The 26235-nt window shown below is 44.3% G+C and carries 15 protein-coding genes and 1 pseudogene; 8 read left to right on the top strand and 8 right to left on the bottom strand.

All coding sequences use genetic code 11. The features are described 5' to 3' along the window. Positions 1-608: 608 nt before the first annotated feature. From MZHIL_RS01025 to MZHIL_RS01015, 3 genes are all read right to left on the bottom strand, one after another. Positions 609-3281, bottom strand: a complete 2673-nt coding sequence (locus MZHIL_RS01025; protein WP_013897515.1) for an S-layer protein domain-containing protein — start codon at positions 3279-3281, stop codon at positions 609-611. Between the two features lie 824 nt (positions 3282-4105). Beyond that, positions 4106-4345 (bottom strand): PGF-CTERM sorting domain-containing protein, encoded by a 240-nt coding sequence (locus MZHIL_RS01020; protein WP_013897513.1) that lies wholly within the window; start codon positions 4343-4345, stop codon positions 4106-4108. Positions 4346-4901: 556 nt separating this feature from the next. Next, positions 4902-7382: an S-layer protein domain-containing protein gene (locus MZHIL_RS01015; RefSeq protein ID WP_013897512.1), complete on the bottom strand. Its 2481-nt coding sequence runs from the start codon at positions 7380-7382 to the stop codon at positions 4902-4904. Between the two features lie 556 nt (positions 7383-7938). On the opposite strand from MZHIL_RS01015, the gene MZHIL_RS01010 reads away from it, so the two are divergent. Then, a complete protein-coding gene (locus MZHIL_RS01010) occupies positions 7939-8727 on the top strand; it encodes an ATPase domain-containing protein (protein WP_013897511.1) in 789 nt (262 codons plus the stop codon). A gap of 18 nt (positions 8728-8745) precedes the next feature. Here MZHIL_RS01010 and MZHIL_RS10430 read toward each other — a convergent pair whose 3' ends face one another. Both MZHIL_RS10430 and MZHIL_RS01005 read right to left on the bottom strand, forming a co-directional pair. Beyond that, entirely contained in the window at positions 8746-8886 is a 141-nt protein-coding gene (locus tag MZHIL_RS10430) for a zinc ribbon domain-containing protein (protein ID WP_157209606.1), read from the bottom strand. Positions 8887-9206: 320 nt separating this feature from the next. Continuing rightward, complete coding sequence (locus MZHIL_RS01005) at positions 9207-18992, bottom strand: AAA family ATPase (protein WP_013897510.1); 9786 nt, start codon at positions 18990-18992, stop codon at positions 9207-9209. Between the two features lie 139 nt (positions 18993-19131). Between MZHIL_RS01005 and MZHIL_RS01000 the strand changes: the two genes are divergently transcribed. From MZHIL_RS01000 to MZHIL_RS00965, 7 genes are all read left to right on the top strand, one after another. Next, positions 19132-20253 (top strand): amidohydrolase family protein, encoded by a 1122-nt coding sequence (locus tag MZHIL_RS01000; RefSeq protein WP_013897509.1) that lies wholly within the window; start codon positions 19132-19134, stop codon positions 20251-20253. 14 nt (positions 20254-20267) lie between these two features. Further along, positions 20268-20735: a universal stress protein gene (locus MZHIL_RS00995; protein ID WP_013897508.1), complete on the top strand. Its 468-nt coding sequence runs from the start codon at positions 20268-20270 to the stop codon at positions 20733-20735. Between the two features lie 310 nt (positions 20736-21045). Next, the gene (locus tag MZHIL_RS00985; protein WP_013897507.1) at positions 21046-21501 is read left to right on the top strand and encodes a universal stress protein; all 456 of its coding nucleotides are present in this window, start codon (positions 21046-21048) and stop codon (positions 21499-21501) included. Next, positions 21498-22376 (top strand): CBS domain-containing protein, encoded by an 879-nt coding sequence (locus MZHIL_RS00980; protein ID WP_013897506.1) that lies wholly within the window; start codon positions 21498-21500, stop codon positions 22374-22376. The genes MZHIL_RS00985 and MZHIL_RS00980 overlap by 4 nt, the downstream gene beginning before the upstream one ends. A gap of 90 nt (positions 22377-22466) precedes the next feature. Beyond that, positions 22467-23147 (top strand): 2,5-diamino-6-(ribosylamino)-4(3H)-pyrimidinone 5'-phosphate reductase, encoded by a 681-nt coding sequence (locus tag MZHIL_RS00975; RefSeq protein ID WP_013897505.1) that lies wholly within the window; start codon positions 22467-22469, stop codon positions 23145-23147. A gap of 23 nt (positions 23148-23170) precedes the next feature. Then, positions 23171-23650 carry a thioredoxin family protein gene (locus MZHIL_RS00970; protein ID WP_013897504.1) on the top strand — a complete coding sequence of 160 codons (480 nt, stop codon included), beginning with the start codon at positions 23171-23173 and terminating at the stop codon, positions 23648-23650. Between the two features lie 55 nt (positions 23651-23705). Beyond that, positions 23706-24347, top strand: coding sequence for a cytochrome c biogenesis CcdA family protein (locus MZHIL_RS00965; protein WP_013897503.1), 642 nt, complete (start codon positions 23706-23708; stop codon positions 24345-24347). 32 nt (positions 24348-24379) lie between these two features. On the opposite strand, the gene MZHIL_RS00960 is transcribed toward MZHIL_RS00965, so the two are convergent. The 3 genes and pseudogenes from MZHIL_RS00960 to MZHIL_RS10660 form a co-directional block, all read right to left on the bottom strand. Beyond that, a complete protein-coding gene (locus tag MZHIL_RS00960; protein ID WP_013897502.1) occupies positions 24380-25099 on the bottom strand; it encodes a precorrin-8X methylmutase in 720 nt (239 codons plus the stop codon). Next, on the bottom strand, positions 25089-25895 hold the full coding sequence (gene cobJ, locus MZHIL_RS00955) for a precorrin-3B C(17)-methyltransferase (protein WP_013897501.1): 807 nt from the start codon (positions 25893-25895) through the stop codon (positions 25089-25091). Before cobJ ends, MZHIL_RS00960 begins: the two co-directional genes overlap by 11 nt. Before the next feature lie 63 nt (positions 25896-25958). After that, positions 25959-26219: pseudogene (locus MZHIL_RS10660) on the bottom strand (cobalamin biosynthesis protein); the annotation flags it as partial. Positions 26220-26235 lie beyond the last annotated feature (16 nt).

Genomic DNA, 26235 nt, shown 5'->3' with positions numbered 1-26235 from the left:
TAAATCCTGGCAATATTTTTCGGGTTATTGCCTGGATGACATCATCACCCTCCTAATCCCGTCATATTGGATTATCTTTCAAAGATTCACATTTGGTTATTAAATCTTTTGTGGTCTCTTTGGAGATTTTTCCCGGATTTTGGAGACAAATAACGATTATTTTTACGGCAAAAGACGTATTTTTGGGGTTTTGTATTTATACTCAAGATGATGATCAGAATTCTGTTTGGAAATTGTCGAATCTTACAAAATTGCAGAAAGTTTCAAATTTTGGAGTTTGTGTTGCAGATAAAATTGAATTTGATGAGTTCGATAGATAGTGATTATGTTCTGAAACTATCATCTGGATAAAAGATTCCATGTACAGATTTGGCAATATTTGAACTGATATCAGTACTTTAATGCATTATATATAATGTTGTGTTTTTGGTAGATGTACTGGAATACTGGATAAAAGATGTTTAATTAGAAATTTAAGTCAGAAACTAAAATGCGCATGATTTTAGAATTTAAAAACAGATTATTTTAAAAAAATAGCATTAGAGAAGGGTTTATAATGTTATACCCTTCTCTTTACAGGATCATTATCCAATCCTGACATTTTTAACTTATTTTCTGTACCTTCTTGCAAGGAAGGCGACTGCCAGAATTCCTGCAATTGCAAAGATTGCTTCAAAGCCTGGTGTTGGCTCTGGTTCAGTTGCAGTGATGGTGGTCTGGGCAGTATCTGTCTCACCGAGTTCGTTTTCAACGGTCAGTGTAACAGTGTACTCGCCTGCCTCTTCATAGGTATGGGTTGGAGTTGCATCGGTTGAGGTTGTGCCATCTCCAAAGTCCCATTCATAGGCTACTGCATTCTCTGACTGATCAGTGAATGTCACAGTCAGTGGAACTTCTCCTTCCAGTGGCTGTGCATCAAAGGCAGCTACCGGTGGAAGGATCTCTTCCTCTGTGACTGAGATTGTGGTCTCTGCAGTATCCTCACCTATTTCATTGGAAACTGTCAGTGTGACAGTGTAGGTACCAATTTCTTCATAGGTATGGGTTGGACTTGCCTCGGTTGAGGTCTCACCGTCTCCAAAGTCCCAGCTGTAGTCAACTGCATATTCTGACTGATCAGTGAATGCCACTTCCAGTGGTGCAGCACCACTTGTTGGGTTTGCTGTAAAGGATGCTACAGGCTCTTCCTCAACAGGCTCCACAGGTTCGCCGACTGTTCTCTCAACGAATGGGTAGAATCTTGCATCTGTTTCAAAGTCTGAATAATCAGAGACTCTAAAGTAGATGTCGCCCATCAGATGCTGTGTGCTGTCGGCTCTGAGTGTGAGTGATGTGTCAAGTGTCATTACAATATTGTCATCTGCACTCTCTACTACCATCTTGCCGAATGCGTCGTCTGTTTCAAGTTCCATACCATCGTCTGCAATCTGCCAGGCACCTTCAATTACTACAAGGCTGTCAACAGTTCCCTGGAAGACCTGATCAACATCTATTGCAAGTGTTGTAACATCTTCCTCATCAAGGACTGTCTGATCATAGAACCAGGTGGATTCATCTCCAACCTCAATTATCTGATCATCAACATATTCACCGTCCTTGGTCAGTTCAAGCCAGACCTTGTCACCGTCAACATCAATCTGCTGTGGTGTTATGGCATAGCCATCTTCAAGGTCCAGTGTCTGACCGACTCTGAGAGTCCAGCTGTCATCTGTGTCCATGAGCAGTTTGCTCAGTTTGTCTACAGATGTTCCTTCCAGTTCAGCTTCTTCAGTTGTCAGCAGTTCATCTGAAACAGGCACGTATTCCTCTGCAAGGAATCCGATCTTTGGATAGTAGCGCTCTTCACCATCAAAGTCAAAAGTTGATTCTACTATCTGTGGCTGGCTGTAATATTCAATGCCAGGATTATCGCTTGCGCTTGTGTCACTCAGTGACCGTTCAACTTCAACTATTGTAAGCATTTCTGAGTGCAGGTTGTCATCAAGGTCGTAATAGAATCCTGCAAATGAGAATCCTTCAGGAGCTACACCTTCCTCAAGGTCTGGAACATCAAATCCAGTTGCAGTCCAGCTTACAGCATCTTGATAGTAGCCACCATCTTTCTCTAAGTCAACTACAGTACCTCTTACCTCATGAATTCCAGGTTCTGTGACTTCCTGCATCAGATAAAATCTGAGGACATCACTGTCATCAGCCATTCTGAACTTGAGATCTTCCATGACATTTCTTGTAGTATCATGTCTAAGTGTTATGGAAGAGTCAAGTTCCATTATTATTTGGGCATCAGATGTAGATTCAATTGCCATGTTTCCAAATGTGTCATCAGTTTCAATTTCTAGACCATCATCAGCAATCTGCCATACACCCTCAATGACAACAAGACTGTCAACAGTTCCCTGGAAGACCTGATCTACACTTATTGCAAGTGTAACGACATCATCTTCGTCAAGTACTGTCTGATCATAGAACCAGGTAGTGTCGTTGCTATCACTTACATCAATGATTTCATCATCAACGTACTCTCCATCTTTTGTGAGTTCAAGCCATACCTTATCACCTTCAACATCAATCTGCTGTGGTTCAATGGCGTAGCCATCTTCAAGATCCAGAGTCTCACCAACTCTGAGAGTCCAGCTGTCATCAGTGTCCATGAGAAGTCTGCTCAGTTTGTCTACATCACCGAAGACACCTTGTCCATCATATTCTACAAGGGGTCCATCTGACTCAACAGGTACATATTCTTCTGCAAGGAATCCAATTTTTGGATATTGGTATACATTCCCATTAAATTCAAATGTAGCATTTACACCCTGTACATTTGATTCATAGACAAGAACATCTGAGTCGTCATCATCAAGTGTCCTGTCACCGCTAGTTTTGTTGACATAAAGTGTCAGAGTCTCACTGGAAAGACCATCATCTATATCATACCAAAAGCCAGCGAAGTTCTGTGCATCTGCGACAAGTGTCATGTTTGTCACATTATTTTCCACTTGCGCTGCATCTAACTCAGTTCCTGAAAACAGTTCACCGGAGACATTAAAATTTGCACTAGTATTGAATGTGTCCGAATCTATTTTAAGATCTCTCCAATCACCAAATGTTTTCAAAGTTGTATTGTTGTTTGGAGCATCAACTTCTTCTATAGTTAATGTAAAGTCCCATACCGGTCCTCTGATCTCAAGTTCGTCGACGTAATCGTCGTTGTTTGCTGTGGCGGCGCCGACTGCAAACAGTGACATGAGCATCAGGGCAACCAGTGTGATTGCTAATTTTCTCATTTTTAATTTTTCCTCCGTTATTTTTTGGGAATAGTTTTGTTTTATTTTCGTTTTTATGTGGTTGCGTTTCGGAGTTTTGGTGAGATTAAAATATGATTTTAAAGCGCCTGGAGGCGCAATCTGATCTTCCGGTCACAGATGTCTGCTACCGAAAGGACATCTTCACCCTCCTAATCCCGTCATATTGGATTTGCAATGTATCCATTTATTAGGTCGATTTTTAAATCTTTTGTGGTCTATTTGAGCTTATTTTGTCATTTTTAGCGTTAAAAAACGTTATTTTTATCGACATGTGCCTAAATATACTTATAGAAGGTTTATTGATTGAAATATTACCCATAATAACGTTATCATGCAGATTATTTTGTATAAATTGAATAAGAGTCATAAATTAACCTATATTCATCTTTTCAGCTTTATTTTAACTTATTCAAAATGGGTACAGGAAGCAAAAAAATAGGACTAACAGTAAAGTTGCAAATTGGATTATGATCTGTGATTTTTTGAGGTGGGATATACATCAATAAGGATCTGCAAATAAGCATAAACCGCAGAGTTTCTTTCTGCAGCATATTTTCAGGCCTGTTCGACGATAGGTACAAAATGAGCAGCATTCTTAGTTCAACAAAATAGTTCTGGCAAAATCGCAGTGAATTTGATGCGCAGGTGAAAATGCTAATTGATGGTTACTGAATGGTATTAAAAAAAGAGCCAGTCAGTAAACTTTGGAAAAACTGACCGGTCTGTTCAGCCCACAAAAAAAGGAGGGACGGGGGTAGGATTTATATTTGACTTTTCATCTGGCAGTTCTGTCCAGGCTGACCTTAACGGCGCCTGAGTGCAGCCGGTACTGCTGCTGCAAACAATCCCATGATGGCAACTATTACACCAAAGCCAGGCTGTTCAGGGATTTCTTCATCCCCCAGCATATCTTCAGGATCCATCAGGTCATCCTCGAAATCGTCCTGGGCCTGGGGAACCTCGCCATCTATTGCTGCAGCAGTACCGGCTGCTGCAATAAGGACCAGCAGTACTGCAAGTGTCATTTTAAACATTTTCTTCATATACAAACACCTCCGGCATTACTCTCATTACCCATGTTATGTACATGGCTACATCTCAGTCTTGCCTTTTTCTCGATCAGCCTGCAACAGTTTTCTGTCGCAGTTGATGTTGCTAAGATATCTCTCCCGTATCGCAGATTTCACTTATTGATACCACCTTCCCTGAACTTGAACCACACAAATATCGGAATAACTGATTCGTATTAAAAGTATTTTACGCCCAAAATTAATCTTATTTTCAAAAAATAAGCATTTATTGAACATAAAAAGGAACTTAGAATTAAATATGAACCAATAATAGATTTATCATGTAGATTACAGCTTAAAATGAGAATGCAATAATATCTCAAAAACCGATCTACCATATTTCAGCAGGAATATGCAAATTCGGAGATATCAGAACCAATGGATATTTTATTCAAACTATTGATCTTTCAGGATATTAAACCTGAAGATGTAGATTAGAATCTGATTGGAATATAATAAGAAAAGTTTATTAAAAAAAATTGAAGGGATTTATTATCCCTTCAGGATGAATCATTCATCCGAATTTAGTTTATTTTCTGTACCTTTTCACAAGGAAGGCAACTGCCAGAATTCCTGCAATGGCAAACACGATCTCAAAGCCGGGTGTTGGTTCTGGCTCCTGGACTGTGATTGTCCTCTGTGCAGAATCTGTTTCACCGATCTCGTTCTCAACGGTCAGTGTGACAGTGTACTCGCCTGCCTCTTCATAGGTATGGGTTGGGCTTGCATCGGTTGAGGTTGTACCATCACCAAAGTCCCACTGGTAGCTTACTGCATGCTCAGACTGGTCAGTGAAGGTCACAGTAAGTGGAGCTTCTCCTTCCTGTGGCTGTGCTGTAAAGGCAGCTACAGGTTCAAGGATCTCTTCCTCAGTAACTGTGATTGTCCTCTCTGCACTGTCCTCGCCTACATCATTGGTAACTGTCAGTGTGACAGTGTATGTACCAATTTCCTCATAGGTATGGGTTGGGCTTGGATCAGTTGAGGTTGTACCATCTCCAAAGTCCCAGAGATAGTTCACTGCATACTCTGACTGGTCAGTGAAGGTTACAGTCAGTGGTGCAACACCTCTTGTTGGATTTGCAGTAAATGCTGCAACTGGTTCTTCGTCAACAGGTACTACCGGTTCGCCTACAGTTCTCTCCACGAATGGGTAGAATCTGATGTCAGGAGAATCTGCAACCTTGAAGTAGATGTTGCCCATTACATGCTGGGTGCTGTCTCTTCTCAGGTTGATGTTGGAATCCAGTGTCATTCTGATTTCATCGTCACCAACAGCATCAACTTCCATTCTACCGAATCTATCACCTGTTTCAAGTTCAAGACCATCGTCCTCAATCTGCCAGATACCTTCGATCACAACAAGGCTGTCAATAGTACCCTGGAAGACCTGTTCTACATGAACTATCAGTGTGAGAACATCATCTTCATCCATTATGTCCTGTTCATAGTACCATGTACGGTCCTGTTTGGCCTGACTTGCCTGAGCACCTGTAGCTGACCTTACATCAATGATCTTATCATCAAGGAAATCACCGTCTTTGGTAAGTTCAAGCCAGACCTTGTTACCATCTACATCAATCTGAAGTGGTGTAATTGCATAGCCATCTGCAAGTTCCAGTGTCTGACCTGTACGCAGAGTGTACCTTGTATCAGAATCCATCAAAAGTTTTGATAGCTTGTCGGTCTGTCCTGGAATAATTGGAACATATTCATCTGCAAGGAATCCGATTTTCTCATATTTGAACGGTTCAGTTGCGTTGTCAGGGTCTCTGAAATCAAATTCAGGGTCCAGACCTTCCTGTATTCTGGAATAGTAGACCACTTCATCATCATCTGCACGGAGGGTTCTGTCATCGACATGAACTGCCAGAAGTTCTGAATGCAGATCTTCATCCAGATCATACCAGAAACCAGCAAATGAATAACCTTCAGTCACCATACCTTCCAGACCCGCAACATCAAATCCAGTTGCAGTCCAGTTGAACCATTCTGTTGCAGTTACATTTGCAACTGTTCCTCTGACCTCATAGGTACCAGGCTCTGTGATACGCTGCATCAGGTAGAATCTAATGTTGGCAGCATCGTCTGCGACTCTAAAGTACAGATCCTGCATAAGGTGCTGGGTACTGTCACGTCTGAGTGTGATGGTTGTATCAAGTGCCATTCTTATTACATTGTCACCAACATCATCAATTTCCATTCTACCGAATCTGTCACCTGTTTCAAGTTCAAGACCATCATCTTCGATCTGCCAGATACCCTCAATTACAACAAGACTGTCAACAGTACCCTGGAAGACCTGTTCTACATGAACCATCAGTGTGAGAATATCATCCTCATCCATTATGTCCTGTTCATAGTACCAGGTACGGTCCTGTTTGGCCTGACTTGCCTGAGCACCTGTAGCTGACCTTACATCAATGATCTTATCATCAAGGAATTCACCGTCTTTTGTCAATTCAAGCCAGACCTTGTTACCATCTACATCGATCTGCAGTGGTGTGATTGCATAGCCATCTGCAAGTTCCAGTGTCTGACCTGTACGCAGAGTGTACCTTGTATCAGAGTCCATCAAAAGTTTTGATAGCTTGTCGGTCTGTCCCTGTGCAATTGGAACATATTCCTCTGCAAGGAATCCGATTTTTTCATATGTAAATAATTCAGATGCGTTGTCAGGATCCCTGAAATCAAATTCAGGTTTTATTCCTGGGACTACAGTGGATATATATTCTACAGCACTTGGGTCATCACCCAGAGTTCTGGCTGTAGTTCTGTTCTTATATATCCAGAGTTCTTCACTGGATTCATCATCATCGATATCATACCAGAAGCCAGCAAAATTAGTTGCATTCGCGACGAATATTTCATTTGCATCTGCGCCTGTTAAATTCCAGGCGGGTCCCCTGATCTCAAGTTCTTCAAGATAGTCATTGTCTGCGTTGGCAAAGCCAGCCACAAACAGTGACATGAGCATCAGGGCAACCAGCGTAATTGCTATTTTTTTCATTTAGTTTCCCCCATTTGGATTGGTTTATTCTATTAGTTTATTCAGTTATGTACCCCGGATTTACTGGAGGTGTGAGTGTGTACATCCTGTGTACACGTGAAGATCATATGTCCGGACAATTCACGCAGTAAAAAAACAGGCTTACTGACATGTATTGTCGAAATATGATATTCCCCCGTTAAAATCCCGTCATATTGAGTAACAGATACAGATATTGCCTTTAGTTTTAAATCTTTTGTGGTCATTTTAATTGTTTTTAAAGTTTTTGAATGCAAATACCGTTGATTTTATCGACAAATGACGACAATATATACAATGTTATTTTAACAGTAATTTTGTTTCTAATCAATGTTTCTGAACACAGATCCTAAATATATGTACACAATTGCATTGTCAGAAGTATTTGATTTTTCAGGATTTGCAGATCAGAAGCGGTTCAGATCAGCAATAGGTTTATATCTGCAATTCCCATAATCTGCATAGAATACCTGATTGGAAATAACCATTATCTGATCCATGCTGCGCACATAGGATTTCAGCGATAGGAGAGATTCATTTGATTGATAATATCCCTGGCAACAGTTTCGGCGAAAACATTTCAATGGGTGATGAGGCAAACCGGGTCAAGACCGGAATAGAGGGTTTTGATGATATATGCGGAGGCGGAATGCTGCGTGACCGCACTTACCTGGTCTCCGGGAATTCCGGTGCCGGAAAGACAAACTTTGCAATCCAGTTCATCTACAATGGTATTGTAAAATATAATGAAAACGGACTCATAGTGGCCACCGAGGAAAAACCCGAGCATATCAGGGAAAACGTTGCCACCTTCGGCTGGGATCTGGAAGCACTGGAAGATGAAGGCAAGCTGGCCATTATTGATGCCAGCTCCACAAAGATTGGAATTCCGTCCCAGGAAAAATTTGTGGATGTGCGACCCTTCGACATGCGTTCAATGATCGATCAGATCATTACAGCCCAGGAAGAGACCAATGCAAAACGTGCACTCATAGACTCCAGTACAGCCCTTGGATTCCAGATACAGGACCCGCCAAAGATCAGGGTGGAGCTTCTAAAACTTAGTGCAACCCTGGAGATACTTGGCCTGACGTCAATGATGACCTGTGAAACCCTCTATGAGAACGAGGTCTCAAGGTTTGGAGTGGAGAATTTCGTGACCGAAGGTACAATAATGCTCAATTACCACAGGCAGGACAATGTACGCTCCAGAAGCATCGAGGTCTACAAGATGCGTGGTTCAGATCACAGCAAAAAACTTCACCCCTATGACATAACCTCAGAGGGAATAGTCATCCATCCAAACGAAGAGGTCTATATGCTCTGATCCGTCATTGATCAGAAGTCACTCAAAAAATTCCTGCTCATAACCGCATGACAGGCATTTGTAGATAATATTCTTCTTCTGCATCATATCTGTTCTTCTCACCAGAGGAAGTCTCCAGCGATTCATCCTGCCACCACACCTTGGACATATATGCACCATTCATATCACTTAATCTTAAATTTTAATACAGCAGGAAAAGCACTGCTAAAGGTCACTCATGTCACGTAGAACCAGAGAGTTGATGCTGTAGCCCGACGCACTAACTCCGGGAGATCATCCACTGGACTATCCGCAGTCACTCCCAGTTACCCTCGTGCCGGGCATTATCGCATTTTTTGTGTACCGTATTGAGGTTGTCTGTACAGTCACAGAAAGGCTGTGTGCCATAGTCTCCTGCAAGGACCTAAAAATACGATTGACCTGACAAATGGACGTTATCAGATATAAATATGGCGTGATGCATCTTCACTGTGTACAAATCAGCGTCTTCTCACATATCCCTGTATGAGTGAGCTGAGCTTCTCAGGTATCTCAGAAGCATTATCAGCAGTTGCTGCCTGGCCCTCAGGATACAGGTCCAGTACAAAATCAGCACCCTCACCTCCAATCCCAAACCCAACGACGTTGATATGGGGATTTCTGTTAATAAGATCCCTGAACTGGTCACGATCGAACTGCTGGTTGGGATCACCATCAGAGAAGTGGATGATAAGGTTCAGGGCCCTTTTACTTGCAGAAGGGATCCTCTCAAAGGCATAGTATATTGCCTGCAGGTCATTGTTTCGACCCATTGTCCCTGCCACCTGATTGACAACCCTGATAATCTTTTTCTTGGTGATCTTCTCACCATACTTAAGATATATCTCCATTGGACTGTCATCATGAAATCCCACAACCTCCACCTGAACTCCCTTTCTCTGATCCCTCTGTATAGCAGCCAGCAGCATCAGGACAGCATCAGCCACATGATCGATCTTCTCACCCTGCATGCTGGCACTCTGATCCACCAGCAGAGAAATCCGGACCATATACCTCTCAGGCTGTTCCCGTTTCATGAACACCCGGTCATCTCCTGCAACAAGGGACGCAAGCTGTGTACTGTCAAGTCTGCCCCTGGACAGTCGGCGCTTCCAAACACCCCTCTCATGCCTGTATATCTCCCTGAATCTCTCCCTCATCTGCTTGATATGTTCCGAAACCTTCTCATATCTTAGAGAATACTCCTGCTGCTCCTTCTCAGAGATTCCTTCAAGTTCCCTCTCCTCCCTTGCAATCTCAGCCCTCTTAAGTTCAGCCTCCACACGTTCCTGTTCCCTCTCCTCGTCAAGGCGCTCAAGCTCTTCCCTGGCTGCCCTCACAGATTCCAGCAAAGCCCTGCGAAGCTCCTCAAGTTCCTTCTGGTTGAGCTGTCTTCCATTCTCATCCACAGCTTTACCACCTGTCCTCTCCTGCTCAACCATTCCGGCAGCTGCACTCCTTAAAAGATCCTCTCTGACACCTCCAGCCATCTTCCAGTCACCGGCCCAGAGATCAATTCCCTGCATTCTGACCTTCTCCTCAACCGATTTCTCTACAAGGTACTGGAAATCCCTGCAACTGTAAAGCCGGTGAATCAGGCTGATATATTCATCTTCACTGTCTGTACTGTATATTCTCTCAAAAGTCTCCCTCAGAGAATCAAGTGCATTGATAACATCCCTGTCAGCTACCCTGGGATCCCTCTCCTGGAATATCCATTCATACACAACTGCAGAAATGAACTGGAGATAGGCCAGAGCAGGATATTCTCCTGAATCCATACTCTGCCTGTAGAGTGCCATTATCCATTTTCTGGTTCCAGGAAACTCACTCATACCCCTGCGATTTATCCAGATATCACCTATACCATTGATAAGAGCATTGGCACCAGGTTTTGATAGAAACTCTTCATCAAATGCAGCCGGCCTGCGGTAGAGTATCTCAAATATCTCATGGAACAGCAGTCCGTACAGACTCTGCTCATCTTCCCTGTAAATAATATCCCATGGTGAGAAAAATACCTCCTTCACCATCCTGGACCGTCGATCAAAAACACAACCCCATGAAGGCTTATCTTTATCTAAAACCCTGGCCTTTGACCAGGGATTCAGGGAAATATCAAGTCCTGTGACCATGTGCAGCAGTTTCACAAGTATCCTGTACCTCTTCCTTGCCCTTGCCTGCTGATAATCATCAGGATCTCCTGCTTCCCACCATCTTGCAGGATCATATGAATTCAGGTCATCCATGGACACTGGTAGTGAAATATCAAAAGCGTGATAGATAAGCTCATTCCATGTACAGCCAGATACTGGATTTTCATACACAGACCTGAGAGCCCTATCCAGATTACATGATTCCATAAACTCTGTAAACATCTCCTGTTCCTCCTCAGACCTGAACCCGATTCTCAGTTCACGTTCAAGAAGCAACCTGATATCCTGGTATGGATAGGTCCTCAGGTTTTCTACAATTCTCTCCATGCTCCTGAAAGTGGGACCTTCACCACTTTCTCTAAGATAATTCACAAAATCAACCAGAAGCTCAAGTTCATTGCGCATATTTCTGTCCTCAAAACCCAGGATTGCCATCATGAGATCCGTTTCCTCACACTGTGGCAGATAATGCATGTCAACAGAATACATCCGATCCATAAAATCAGCCATCATCTGGTTCACACCACTGCCATCCTCCGGTACATTTGCAGTCATTATCAGCTGGAATCCTTCCTTTGCCCTGATTTTGCGCACATCCCTTCCTGAAGGAATACCAGCATCTGATACCTCAATCCCTCTGGGAAGCACAATCTCCTTAAACTGCAGGGCATGGTTGAGAACTGCCAGCACGCCGGGAGATGCCCTGTTCACATCATCCACAACACACGGCCTGCCCTCAACAGCAGCCCGTACCAGAGGCGATAGTTCAAGTTCTATAAACATCTCACCCTTTCTTCTCACAGTCTTCTGCCAGACAGTCAGATCCTGTACTGTTGTTGCCTCATGCAGAGACATATGTTCAATCTTGGTTCTCAAAAGCCTGAACACAGCCCGGGTCATCCAGCTCTTTCCGCATCCTGAAGGCCCTATCAGGAGCACATTGCGGTTCATTGAAATGCCCAGCAGTATCCTGTGCAGAACACGATCATTGGAAGGGGTCTGTTTATCATGATATTCATATTCAGGGTCAGGGCAGGTATCAGGCTCACTGCCCACCTTCAGCCGGACATCTCCGCTGACCAGCAGGTCATCTATGTATACAGGAGACGGTTTTTTAGATTTATTACCATTAACCCGTACATTCCCGAGACTGCAAACCATTGATTCTACTGCATCCACAACATATCCGTACCCCTCCTCCCATTCACCCAGCATGAATTCAGAATGAATAATGTCTTCAGGCGGTTCATCAGGATATCTGGCAATATCTTCCACAATCCGCTCCAGTACTCTCTGGGACATTCTCCGCCATACAGTCTCCTCTGAATTCACAGTTTCCTGAAGCTTTAAAAGAGAGTCCAGTATTCCACTGTTAACCCTGTCCCTGGAAACCCGTTCAAGAAACTTTCTCTTCTCAGATTCCGGAAGTTCCTGTACCTCAACAATAGCACCGAACCTGTCCTCAAAATCCTCGCCAAGCTCATAGCCCTCATATCCTTCCTTGACCTCATTCATGGTGGCAATGATCTGGAAACCCTCCGCCCTCTGGATCCACCTGCCGTCAGGCATCTCAAGCCTTTCAGCTTCCATGATCTCATTGAGAATTGCACGAACTCCTGGTCTTGCACGGGTCACCTCATCCAGAATAACGATCCTGCCATTCTCATAAGCATCCACAATATGACTGTATTCCCAGACAGTAATGCCTGCTCTTAAGCCTCTCATTGCTATCAGGTCCTGCCCCTCCACCTCCTCTGACAGTGAAACCACCACAGGTTCCTCACCCATGAGCTCGCCATAGGCAAGGGCAAGCCAGTCCTTGCCTGTACCCGCTTCTCCAACAAGAAGCACATGGGACTGCATGTCACGCATCTTTGCCATCAGCTCAATGATACGGTCATTCTGATCAATTCCCTCAATATATCTGCACTCTACATCAGTATCCATTCGCTGCCAGGTAAGATCACCTATGGTCACCCTGTTTCTGTCACTGTGCAGGACGATCAACGGTGCAGGGAGCAGCTGATCCTGCTCTCCAAACTTTGCCTCCCATCCGATCTTCCACACCCTTATCTGCTCCTGGTCCACAGCACCCTCAACACCGCACATCATGCCAAGTATGTCCATCCAGTGGATTCCAGGATATTTCTGTCTGAACCTGATAACCCTCTCAAGTGTCCTTGTGGTAATGGTACGCCTGAAGTTCTGGCGGGCAAGCCTGCGTCTGCGATCAGCCATTTCCACAAGCTCCCTGATCATTCTGCCTGTCCCGGGATCAACCTGTTCATTACTTTCATTGTGCCAGATACCTTCCAGCAGCCCTGCCTCCTCTGATGGTGGCAGGTAATCAACCTCAACTGTGAACATTCGGTCCATAAAATCCGCCATGAAAGGATTTACATCCACAAGGCCTCCAGGAGGAATGGCGGTCATAACCAGCTGGAATCCCTCTTCTGCCTTTATGGTATCAGTCATTTCAGAACCTATCCTGATACGCTTTGGAAGAATTATCTCCTTAAACTGCAGGGCATGGTTGAGCACTGCCAGAACACCTGAGGAGATTCGATTAACCCCCTCAATTACACAGGGTCTGCCATCTATAGCAGCTCTTACAAGAGGTGAGATTTCCATCTCCAGGGATATATCCCGACCCCGTCTCTCAGTTTTCTGCCAGGCAGTAAGATCAAGCTCTGTAGAACCCTCGTGCAGGGACATGTGCTCAATCCTCTTGTTGAGCAAACCGAAAACTGACTTGGCAATCCAGCTCTTACCTGATCCCACAGGACCCACCAGAAGAATATTGCGATTCAGTGCAAGTCCCATCATGATCCTGTGCAGGGTCCGGTCATTTGAAGGAGTTTGTTTTGATAAATAATCAAATGTAGCTTTATCATCCTGTTCTCTGGATTCTCTCTCAAGGCTCACACTGCCACTAACCAGCAGGTCATTACCAATCTCCGGAGCAAGACTCTCCTGTTCAGCGTTTTCCAGAGCAGATTCCAGAACATCTAGACCCCGGGAAGGAAGTGTCCACTGGTACAGACCACCACTCTCATCTGCTGCAAAAACATGCTCTTTCAAGTATTCACAGCTCAGGAATTCACTGCATTCACCTGCACAGGACAATCTGCTGTACTCAGGTCTCCAGCCACTGTGAACCGACCTGGACCACATATAGATGCCCCCATTCATGGAGTGTCCTATAAGATACTGCCCGTTTTCAGACAGCCATATCCTCTGCATTCTCTGCAGGTTATCAGATACTTTAAGTTCACTGGCAACAACTTCACAGGATCCTGATTTTACACCCCATAAATAGACCTTATAATCATGGCCGGTGGCTGCAATGGTTGATGAATCTGCAGACCGGGTACACTGTGTGAGATCCCCTGAAGGCCCTTCAAGTCTCTTTCCAGGGATATTGACCAGATCATACCTGCACCAGAGGAAAATCTCTCCCCTGCCACCACCTGCAATAAGATAATCACCATTTCCAGACCATGAGCAGAACACCATATCCTGTCCTGGCCCCTCCAGTCGCTTCCATTCACCATGGCTGCAATCTTTTTTTCTATACATCACATATACATTGCCTGAAAGTCCTGCACATGCAAGAACCTGTAAATCCGGTGACCAGCTGCCTGCTGTCATGACATCCCCTGGTCTGGCTGATTCCATATAATCTGCTGAAAAGTCACCTTCTCTGGACCTGTACCAGACTCTGACAGTACCCTCATCATCTCCTGCAGCAAACACCTCACTGTCTCCCGCAAGAGAACCAAATCTGATCCTGGTACCCTCTTCCTTTAGCAGTACACCCTCTCCTTCAAAGTTTGCGTGTTCATCCCTGGTCCATACAAGTACCGCTCCCCTGTAAGTAACTACAAAAAAACAGCGTCCATCATAGGCAGGATATATCCCTGAAATTCTTCCTGCGTGTTCCATGGATACATCTACTCTCTTCCAGGATTCACCACATTTCTGCCAGATATCAGCAGCCCTGTACTCTCCTTTTACTGCGATAAAGTCCCCGTTACCAGAAAGTATCAGAGAGTCCTTATAATCAGAATCTCTTTCAAGTTTCTGCCATTGCATCTGTTTTCCAGGATGGATCCTGGATACATATACAGATCCCGAGCGGTCCAGAACAGCAAGAATATGGCCATCATCAGAAAATGACATTTCCAATGCCTGTGATCCTGGATATTCAATACTGTTGCCAATTGTCCAGTCACTTCTTCCTGCCAGCTCTTCAGGCAGTGCTGCTATCATCTTTTCAACAGTACCTCTTCCACTTTCCCACTCCCCTATCATAAACTCTGAGAGTATAATATCACCAATTCTCTCATCCGGATACTCTGTCTTCATTTCAACAATTCTCTCAAGGACCCTGAGGGACAGTTTTCTCCATACATCACTGCTGGAATTCACCTCTTCCTGAAAATCGATGAGCTGGGACAGGGTTGTATCCGGCAGCCTTCCCTGGGCCACTCTTCTTAAAAAATTCATCTTTTCAGTCTTTGCCAGTTCCTGTACCTCAATAATAGCACCAAACCTGTCCTCAAAGTCCTCGCCAAGCTCATAGCCCTCATATCCTTCCTTAACCTCATTCATGGTAGCAATTATCTGGAAACCCTCACCCCTCTGGACCCACCTGCCATCAGGCATTTCAAGTTCAGGAGATTCCATGATCTCATTGAGAATTGCACGAACACCCGGTCTGGTACGGGTCACCTCATCAATAATTATAATCTCGCCCCTTTCATAGGCTTCTACAATATGACTGTATTCCCAGACCGTGATCCCTTCCTCAAGTCCTCTGGATGCGATCAGTTCCTGGCCCTCCACCTCCTCTGACAGTGAGACCACCACAGGTTCCTCACCCATAAGCTCGCCATAGGCAAGGGCAAGCCAGTCCTTGCCAGTACCCGCTTCTCCAACAAGAAGCACATGGGACTCCATGTCACGCATTTTTGTCATCAGCTCAATGATACGATCATTCTGATCAATTCCACCAAAGTACCTGCTACAGATATCCGCATTCTTCCTGCCCCATCTTATGCCACCTATTTCAGCTTCCTCTGAATCATCACTGATACTGATGGAACAGGATCCGGATTGAGGCAGACTGCAGCCACTACCATCATTCCAGTATCCATAAAATCTCTGTCTTCTTTTTTGATCCACAGCACCTTCAATACCTGTCATCATACACAGAATGTCAGCCCATTGATGATCAGGGTATTTCTGTCTAAAGTGTACCATTCTCTCAAGCGCCCTGGTGCTGATGGGCCTTATATACTCCTCAGCCTCCTTGCGGGTCTCAGAAGCAATGCGTACAAGGATTTCCAGATCCCTTTCAACAGAACCATCCACCAGGCCGCCTGCATGTTCCCATATCATCTTAAGCATTCCAAGCTCCTCATCCGGTGGCAGATGATCAACCCGGACACAATACATGCGGTCCATAAAATCAGCAAGCATCCGGTTCACCTCAAGGTGCTGCTGGGGCGGGTTCATTGTCATTATCAGGTTGAACCCTTGCCTGACCCGGAGCCTGTCAGTTAACTTTCCATCTATCTGGATCCTTTTTGGTAGAATGACCTCCCTGAATTGCAGAATATGATTCAGTACTGCCAGCACACCCGCAGATGCCCTGTTCACCTCATCCACAATACATGGCCTGCCCTCAACAGCAGCCCGTACCAGAGGCGAGAGTTCAAGTTCAAGGGAGAGTTCATCCTTCACCCGTACCGTCTTCTGCCAGACCATAAGATCCTGTACAGTGGTACCCTCATGCAGTGACATATGCTCCACTTTCTTCTCAAGCATCCGGAAAACAGCCTTGCTCAGCCAGCTCTTTCCTGTACCCACAGGTCCCACCAGCAGCACATTGCGGTCCATGGACAGACCCAGCAGTACCTGATGAAGAATTCTGTTACCAGTAGGAGTTTCCTTTTCATAATATCCATATACCGGACCTGGACAATCATCGGATTCATTGCCTGCAGGAATTCTGATACTGCCACTTACCAGAGAACTGTTCTTCAGGATGGGAGCAGGCAGGGTTGATGCTGTTTGAGAGCCGATATTTATTGGATTACTGAGATCTGTAGTTGAACCAGAACATTGCGGTGATGCAGGATCTGAGAGATCAATTCCCTCTGCGATCCATATAACTCCGTCCACAGTGTACCAGACCCATATCTGACTGCCTGCTATGGCAAGTATCATATTCTGGTCTGTGGAGACATTAACTGTACTGACAGGATGAATGGGACCTGAAAGAGGTTCAGCCTGTATTCCGTCTGGACATTTACAGCAGAGCCATACCCTGCCCTCGACAAGCACCACCCTCAACTCCCTCTGTCCCGAAGGGTCCCTGACATTCTGACCCCTTCTGAAGGAAAACAGAATTGATGACCTGAAATTGCGTTCCATATCTGTAGCAAATCCCTGGACCTCACTGTTAACAAAACCGTGACCTTTTTCCCAGTTGCCGATCATATATTCAGAACTTATGAGTGAGGCAAGGGATTCTGCAGGATATCTTCTTCTGGCCTCTATGATCCGTTCCAGAACCCTGAGTGACATCTTTCTCCATACCTGGCCACTGTTATTGATAGTGTCCTGGAGGGAAATCAGATCCTCTATGAATTTGCGGGGTACAATGCTATGGGATACCTTCCTGAGAAATTCTATTCTCTGATTTTTATCCAGTTCATCAACCTGGATAAGGGTTGCGAATCGGTCCCGGAAATCCGGGTCAATATCATATCCCCCGTATTCCTCTCCAGCCTCATTCATGGTGGCAATGATCTGGAAACCCTCACACCGGCTGACCCAGCTGCCGTCAGGCATCTCAAGCTCAGGAGCTTCCATTATTTCATTCAGGATTGCACATACACCTGGCCTGGTCTTGTTTACCTCATCCAGGATAATGATCCTGCCGTTCACATAGGCATTCACGATCTGACTGTATTCCCAGACCGTCAGCCCTGCTTCCAGACCTCTGGAGGCTATCAGCTCCTGGCCCTCCATATCCTCTGACAGAGACACAACAATGGGATCTTCTCCCATGATTCTGCCATACATCATTGCAAGCCAGTCCTTACCTGTACCTGCATCACCTATAAGCAAAACATTTTCTCCAAGTGATCTGGCCCGGATCATCTCATGGATAATATCAAGACCCCGGGAGGTCCATTTCCTGACAGAGTTCAGGCAATCTATATCAGGGATCTTGGTGCTTAATGGATATCTGACCTGTGAATCCATTATAATCCATGGCTGGCCAGTCTCATCCGGGCAATAGTGGATTCTGCCTGCAATTTTTCTGTCAGTACCCTGGCTGTAAAACCTGGAGATGATGGAATCTGCTATTGTATCATCATCGCTTCCGGTACTGCACTCCACTCCATATACAATGGACAGTGTTTCAAAGAAAATATCCAGTGACCTGCCTATTGACCTCACCCATTTCAATGAATCCATTATTGCATCTTTCAGGTTACTGGAAGGATATTTCCAGAGATGGAGTTCCCTCCTGAGACAGTATTTTAGATATATCTCATCAGCCATTGCCAAGAGATCAGCATAAAGTATTGCCCTATCATGATCCATGAATACCCTGGGCCCCATACCTCTGAGTATGATAAGCCTGAACTCACGGCACTCTTCACAGAATTCTTCCAGAACATCACATGCCAGCTCCTCAAACCTAACTACTATATCACTGCTTCCAGTATAAATTCGGATCAGTTCCCATCCATCATTATTTCTGAGTACATTCCAGTGACCTGTATGTTCAACTGCGACCCCTGAATCTACATTCTGGACAGAAGCCACCATATCATTCTCCGGGATCTCTGCTCTTATTCTGTCAAAATTTACCGGAGGACCAGCTGAGAGTGATCCGAATATTTCAAACAGAAGGTTTTGAAATCTGTTACTATGTGTCACTGAATGAAAGCTGTCACTATCCAGAAGGGAACAAAAAAAGGTATCTGGAATTCGTCCGTCTGAAATACTGGACAGATGCTTGATAATCTCATTTTCACATGGAATGTGCGATGAACCTGACAAATCCATTATTTACCATCTTGATAATTTAATCATATCAAGCCGGTCTGTATAGATAAATTCATTACCTAACAGATCAGCATTAACATATAACGACATTATGATTCATTAATTATATCTACAGCAACCACTATTACTTTATCTATTTATGTCTTCTGAGAAAATTGTTCCAGGCAGGATCCTATATGGCCCGGATTTTGAAGTGATCGAAGGGTACATAACAATCAAGGATGGGATCATCAGTAAGGTAACTGAAGAAAAGGTGGATTCACAAAACATCATAACTCCCTGTTTTGTAAACTGTCATACGCATATAGCAGATTCAGTATACAAGGACCCGCCTCTTGGAGAATACGACAGGTTCATACTCCAGCATGACCTTGATTCTCTGGTAAAACCACCTGACGGACTAAAACACAGAGTACTGCAGAAAACATCCACCCAGGAACTGATTGAAGGTATGCGATATTCATTGAAGGATATGCTGGCAACAGGCACCAGTTCATTTGCAGATTTTAGAGAAAATGGACTACCAGGAGTTCTTGCATTAAAGGATGCCCTTAAGAGTACAGATATAGATCATACAATACTTGGAAGGCCTTCAGGATATGTGGGAGGTACGGATAAAACTATTATGGAAGTTGAAAGGATACTGGAACATGCAGATGGCATGGGAATCAGTGGTATAAATGATATGAACCATGAACTGATCGAAGCCATTGCAGAATGTACAAAAGAACATAAAAAGATCTTTGCAATACACTGTGCAGAAAAGGAAAGAAAGGGCATTGACACAACACTTGGTCTTCAGCCGAATTTCCTGATACACATGACAAGGGCACTAAAAGAAGATCTTGAAACTGTAGCTGATCTTGACATTCCAGTAATTGTCTGTCCCAGATCAAATTTTACAACCGGAGCCGGTATGGCACCTGTAGCGCAGATGCTTGAGATGGGAATAAAAGTGGGTATAGGAACCGATAATGTAATGCTTAATTCGGTCAATATGTTTGCAGAAATGGAAATACTTTCAAAGGTATTTGGTCTTGAGGATAGGCAGGTATTTAAGATGTGCACCATTAATGGTGCATCAATACTTGGGCAGGGGAGGACAGGTATGATACAGGAAAACTGCAGAGCAGATATTATGATACTTAACGGTTATTCCAATAATTTATCAGGTACAGCCGATGTTCTAAACAGCGTGGTCAGAAGAGCAAGACCTGATGATATTCTTGCAGTCATTGATTCCAATTCATGTAAAAATTAACAGGTAGATACACTATGGAAAGCGATATTTACAGAAAAATAATGATTGCCACAGACGGTTCAAAGTTAAGTGAACATGCAATAAAATACGGCGTGGAACTTGCAAGGCTTGGTGGTTCAAAGCTGTATGCAGCATATGTTGTAGATACTGCTGATTTTGCATCCATCCCGATGGAAAGCGATGCCGGATGGGAGACCATGTATTCGCTTCTCAAGGAGGAAGGCAAGCAGGCAACCCGGAATGTAGAAAATATTGCAGACAGGGCAGGAGTAGATGTTGAGCAGGTACTGCTTGAGGGACATCCGGCCCATGAGATAATAGAATTTAGCAGTAAGAATGACATTGATATCATCGTCATGGGAACCCATGGAAAAAGCGGACTCAATCGATTCATTCTTGGCAGTGTGGCAGAAAAGGTCATACGCAGTTCTACAATTCCGGTATTTGTGGTACCTGCACCGGCAGGTCAGGAAAATGAATGAAAGTAGAAAGGTGAAGACCAAAGAACACAAAAGGACAAACAATCCGGTTATTTGATAATCTGTGCTGAATACCTTATTCAGTACCCTTCAACAGACAGATATTTATGAGGTGTGAGCCTATTTCCTGCAATATTTTTGTTTGTCCGGGCTGGCACTGATGAAAATATTAGTATTAGGGTAAACTTTATGATACTGAACATAGATTCCAGTAATCTGTCAGTAACACAAATATCAGAGCAAGGAAGGAAGAATCAGACAGTTAATATTGATGATCTTAATTCATGCAAAATAATAAGTAGGAGAGGGATTAATGAGTGAAATTTACAGAAAGATATTGATTGCCACCGATGGGTCTGAGCATAGCGAGCACACGGTAGAGTATGGTGTGGAACTTGCACGGCTGAGCGGTGCCAGACTGTATGCTGTATATGTAATCGACACTGCAGCATTTGCATCCATTCCAATGGACGCAGGCTGGGAAATGATGTATTCACTTCTGCAGGAAGAAGGCAGGAAAGCAACTCAGAGTATAGAGGATATTGCAGGAGAAAATGGAGTCGAGGTCGAGCAGGTAATGCTGGACGGTCATCCTGCTCATGAGATTATAGATTTTGCCAATAAGAACGATATTGATGTTATCATCATGGGAACCCATGGCAAGAGCGGACTGGACAGGTTCCTGCTGGGAAGTGTAACAGAAAAGGTGATACGCAGTTCCAATATACCGGTATTTGTGGTACGCACACCTGGCAAAAAAGAGGAATGAAAATTATACAGGGGCTGAAAAACGTGCCAAAGAGTACAATTATTCAGGATATAATGGTAAAGGACGTGGCATATGCAACTCTTCCCGGATCACGGGATGAAGTTCTCAATATACTCAAGGACAAGAAAATATCAGGTGTCCCGATACTTAAAGGGGGTAAGGTCACAGGAGTGGTCAGTCGTACCGATCTTCTGAAAAACCCCGAAGAAGAGCAGATTGCAATGCTGATGACAAGGGATCCGGTTACTGTCAGCCCGGATGCAAACATTGTTGATGCAGCCAAGCTGCTTCTTGAGAACAATATTCGAAGACTTCCAGTCGTAACTGATGGAAACCTGGCAGGTATGGTGACCATTGCAGATATAATTGCCAGTATTGCAGATCTGGATATTACAGAACAGATCGGACCATATCTTGATGATGGTGTTGTTGCAGTCTGGAGTGAAACTCCGCTTCCACTTGTTGCAAGGATCATGGAACTCTCACATAAAAAGGCTGTACCCATACTGGATTCCGATCTGGAGCTTGTAGGCATAATCTCTGAACTGGATGTGATCAATGCCAGTATAATAGAGGACAGTGTGGAAATGTCAGATATGTCAGCAGGTTCTGATGACGATGAATGGACCTGGGAATCGATGAGAGATACAATGAGCATTTACTACAGTGTTTCCAGAATAAAGGTACCGGACATCGTTGTCAAGGATATTATGATCAAGGAGCCCATTACAGCATCCTATATCTCAGAGGTCAGTGACTGCGCACTTAAAATGAAACGTGCCAGGATTGATCAGATGCCTGTGGTCAATGCAAACCAGAAGCTCCTGGGTATCCTGAAGGACAGGGATCTGCTGAAGGTTCTTGTTAAACACTGATAAGATAAGCTTGCTAAAAATCCTCCTGCGGATACAGTTTCAGACAGATCCTCTGCAAAACAGATGATGCCCAGTGCAGAAGGTGTAAACATGCAAAGACCATTCACATTCATCAACTGTGCAATGTCACTTGATGGTAAGATCTCAACAAAACAAAGGCACCAGGTAAAGATATCCGGACACGATGATTTCATGCGAATGGATAGCCTTCGCTCAGGAAGTGATGCGATAATGGTGGGCATAGGAACTGTCCTGGCTGATGATCCAAGTCTGACCGTCAAATCAAAGATACTAAGGGATGAGAGAGTGGAAAAGGGTTTTGAAGAAACCCCTGTCAGGATCATTGTGGACAGTCTTGCCAGAACACCTCTAACCTCTGATATATTCAAAAAGGGCCAGGGACAGATTATAATAGCAACTTCCCGGTCTGCTCCTTCCTTCAGGGTTCAGGCATTGCAGGAAAAGGCAACCATAATTACTGCAGGTGAAAAAAAGGTGGATCTTCAAAAGCTTGCATTAAAGCTTCATGATATGGGAATAAAGCGCCTGATGGTAGAAGGGGGTGCTACCCTGAACTGGGGTCTGATATCAAAGGATCTTGTTGACGAAATATATACATTTATTGGCAACATGGTCATTGGTGGCACGGGTGCTCCCACACCTGTTGATGGTGCCGGGTTTAATCAGGATGAACTGAAAAGTTTCAGGCTGGAATCTGCTGAAATAATGGATGCAGGAATTGTTCTCAGATGGAGTGCAGAACGAAAATAATCCTGCTATAGGAGCAATGATCTGTGAACCGAATTAAAAGGGTGCTCAAGATATGTATTGTGGTATTACTGACCACAATAATTTCTGTATCAACCGGGGGATGTGTTGAGGAACAGGCTGATCAGAGCGTATACTCTGAAATTGATTCCATGCTGGAGCAGGGGACCCTTTCAATCACATTCGGAGCAGAGTGGTGTCCTGCATGCCAGGAACAGAAGCCTGTTATTGAAACGCTTTCAGAGGAATATCGGGACAGTGCATCTGTAATATATATCGATATTGATCAGAATCGTGAAATTGCCAGGGCCTTTGACGTATTCAGAGTACCTGAAACACTTGTAATCATTGAAGGTGGGAATGGAGAATATGTTTATATGGGGGATGCGGGACCTACCAGTGATCCCGAAGAAGCAAAACTGAGAGGATATGCACCTTACCAGGCTATTGACACGAGAATCCAGTCTGCTATATCAATCAGAAAAAATGAATATGCAGATAACTAACATATTACCACAATCTTATAGTATCTGATCCAGTCCATAAGCACCCGGGTATATTATGTTCGAACAGCTATCTTTTGGCCCGTTTGCCGTATTTCTGGCAGGGATATTGAGTGTTATTTCACCATGCATCCTTCCACTCATTCCGCCCATTCTTGCCTATTCGGCAGACAGCGGTAAGTACCGGCCTGTTGCTATTGTTATTGGACTGTCAATATCATTTATAGCAATGGGTATCCTGAGTTCTGCTTTTGGCAGTCTCCTTGCAGGATACATAGATTATCTAAGAATAGCTGCCTCACTCATCATTCTGGTACTGGGCATATCACTTCTGGTAGAAAATTTTCATCTCTTCAACATCTTTTCCAGACTCCCCTTTCAGGTTACCGGAAAAGGAGGGGTCTCAGGAGCTTTGATACTTGGAATTTCTCTGGGAATATTATGGATTCCATGTACAGGTCCTATCCTGGGTGCGATTCTTACAATGGTTGCTGTTGAGGGCAATATCTTTAATGGTATAGCTATTCTTTCCATATACTCTCTGGGATTTTCGATTCCAGTGCTTGTAATAGCATATTCAGCAAATATCACATCTGCAAAACTTGGAAAAATAACACATCTTACCCGTCATCTTAAAATGGCTGCAGGAATCGTTCTCATCGCGGTAGGTCTCTGGATGATGAGTGCATATCTTTTTTAAAAAAAGTAGGGATTCTACTGAATTATCTTAGATTATACAGAATCCTCTTCATTGGACATTGCGATCAGTTCATTGACACAGGCAACAGCTATTGGAGTTCCTCCCCGGGTTCCCACACAGGTTATTGACGGCACATCCATCTTCCGGACCATTTCCTTGGATTCGGCTGCATTCACAAACCCTACCGGAGTACCTACAACAAGAGCAGGCCTGACACCGTGTTCTATGAGTCTGCAGACTGTAAGGGCAGCTGATGGTGCATTCCCTATGGCAATTATTGATCCGTTCAGCTGGTCCCTGCATGCAAGAAAACCTGCAGAGGTGCGGGTTATTCCGTACTTATGGGCAAGTTCAGCATCAGGGTCCTTATCCAGAACACAGATTACTTCACTTGTATGGCCTCTCTTGCTTATTCCGGTCTTTACCATATTGATATCAACAAATATGGGTGCCCCATTCCTGATAGCTTCGATACCTGCCTGGATCGGATTATCCTTAAACTGCATCAGATAAGCTACACCTGGATCACCGGTTGCGATCATACACCTCTGACGTATACGGTCTTCCTGGGTCCTGTCACCTACAATGAGGCGGGCAATGTTTCTGCTGGTCATGGAAATGGCCTTTGCTTCCTGTGTATGTGCACCAAGGTCCCTGCATTTTTCAACCAGTTCCTGATCAATATCTGTGGTGAACTGGACAAGATCGCCAAGTTCATCAACCGGAATTTTATTGCTTTTTTCAGTAGTCATATTTACGATGATACCCCCTTGGAGTAATTATTCTTTTGGTACTGTTATTTTCCCATATCCTGGACTCGCTGTTTGTAACAAGTATGGTTGTGCTCATATCCACCCATTCATTATATTTGAGCACCTCTCCCAGGGTGGTGACAACACAATCCTCATCCTGGCCTCTGAGTGCATTTTTTACAAGACCTACAGGAACCGAATCAGCCCGGTGTTTTTTAATTATATCAATTGCCCTGCTGAAATTCGATCTTCTCTGGCGGCTCTTTGGATTGTAAAGAGAAATCACAAAGTCTGTGGATGCTGCTGCTTCCAGCCTTTTTTCGATCATCTCCCAGGGTGTGAGCAGATCGCTCAGGCTGATGACAGCAAAGTCATTTACAATAGGTGCTCCCAGGATACTTGCAGCAGCTGTTATTGCCGTAACCCCTGGTACAACCTCAATCTCAACATCAAGACCTGTATGCTCTGCAACTTCCAGAACAAGACCTGCCATACCATATACATTCGCATCGCCTCCACTGATGATGGATACCTCACCCTCCTGTGAGAGTTCAACTGCCTGGCTGGCCCTGTCCACTTCCTTGCCCATTGAACTGCGAATAATCTCCTGTTTGTCCAGCAGATCCGCTATCTGGTCAAGATAGGTCCCGTTTCCGATCACATAATCAGACCTTCTGAGAACCTCACACGCCTTAACTGTCATGTGATCCGTGGAGCCTGGGCCTATACCTACTATATACAGTCTTCCTTTTTTTGTGCTTACATTATTCTGCGATTGCAACTGTAATCCTTCCATAAACTTTTTTTTAAATATCAATCTCTTATTCTCAGAAAGTGCAAGTGCAGCAGGTTCTGCAACACCTGTCAGACCAAAGCGCTGTGCCTGGGAGGGGGATGGTGTAATGTAGCTGTTGAGCAGCTCATGCGGAAGGAACCTGATTTCAATATCAAGTATCCGGGCTGCTTCCAGTAGTCCGCTTTCATTCTCCTTCAATTTTGCAGATGCCAGAAACCGCACATCCTGCATACTGCAGTCTGCTTCATCAAGTGCCCGGCTAATTGCATCAACTGCTTCAGCCGAATCAATACCTTTTCTTGCACCTACACCTACGACCAGCATATCATTAATCACTATC

The organism is Methanosalsum zhilinae DSM 4017 (genome assembly GCF_000217995.1).
GTDB classification, from domain to species: Archaea; Halobacteriota; Methanosarcinia; order Methanosarcinales; family Methanosarcinaceae; genus Methanosalsum; species Methanosalsum zhilinae.
This window is presented reverse-complemented; position numbering and strand designations above follow the sequence as displayed.

Coding starts and splice junctions, on each gene's coding strand:
- MZHIL_RS01015 (WP_013897512.1), bottom strand. CDS start 7,382: ATGAAAAAAATAGCAATTACGCTGGTTGCCCTGATGCTCATGTCACTG.
- MZHIL_RS00995 (WP_013897508.1), top strand. CDS start 20,268: ATGGAAAGCGATATTTACAGAAAAATAATGATTGCCACAGACGGTTCA.
- MZHIL_RS00985 (WP_013897507.1), top strand. CDS start 21,046: ATGAGTGAAATTTACAGAAAGATATTGATTGCCACCGATGGGTCTGAG.
- MZHIL_RS00960 (WP_013897502.1), bottom strand. CDS start 25,099: ATGACTACTGAAAAAAGCAATAAAATTCCGGTTGATGAACTTGGCGAT.
- MZHIL_RS01000 (WP_013897509.1), top strand. CDS start 19,132: ATGTCTTCTGAGAAAATTGTTCCAGGCAGGATCCTATATGGCCCGGAT.
- MZHIL_RS00975 (WP_013897505.1), top strand. CDS start 22,467: ATGCAAAGACCATTCACATTCATCAACTGTGCAATGTCACTTGATGGT.
- MZHIL_RS00965 (WP_013897503.1), top strand. CDS start 23,706: ATGTTCGAACAGCTATCTTTTGGCCCGTTTGCCGTATTTCTGGCAGGG.
- MZHIL_RS00980 (WP_013897506.1), top strand. CDS start 21,498: ATGAAAATTATACAGGGGCTGAAAAACGTGCCAAAGAGTACAATTATT.
- MZHIL_RS10430 (WP_157209606.1), bottom strand. CDS start 8,886: ATGGTGCATATATGTCCAAGGTGTGGTGGCAGGATGAATCGCTGGAGA.
- cobJ (WP_013897501.1), bottom strand. CDS start 25,895: ATGGAAGGATTACAGTTGCAATCGCAGAATAATGTAAGCACAAAAAAA.
- MZHIL_RS01005 (WP_013897510.1), bottom strand. CDS start 18,992: ATGGATTTGTCAGGTTCATCGCACATTCCATGTGAAAATGAGATTATC.
- MZHIL_RS01025 (WP_013897515.1), bottom strand. CDS start 3,281: ATGAGAAAATTAGCAATCACACTGGTTGCCCTGATGCTCATGTCACTG.
- MZHIL_RS01020 (WP_013897513.1), bottom strand. CDS start 4,345: ATGAAGAAAATGTTTAAAATGACACTTGCAGTACTGCTGGTCCTTATT.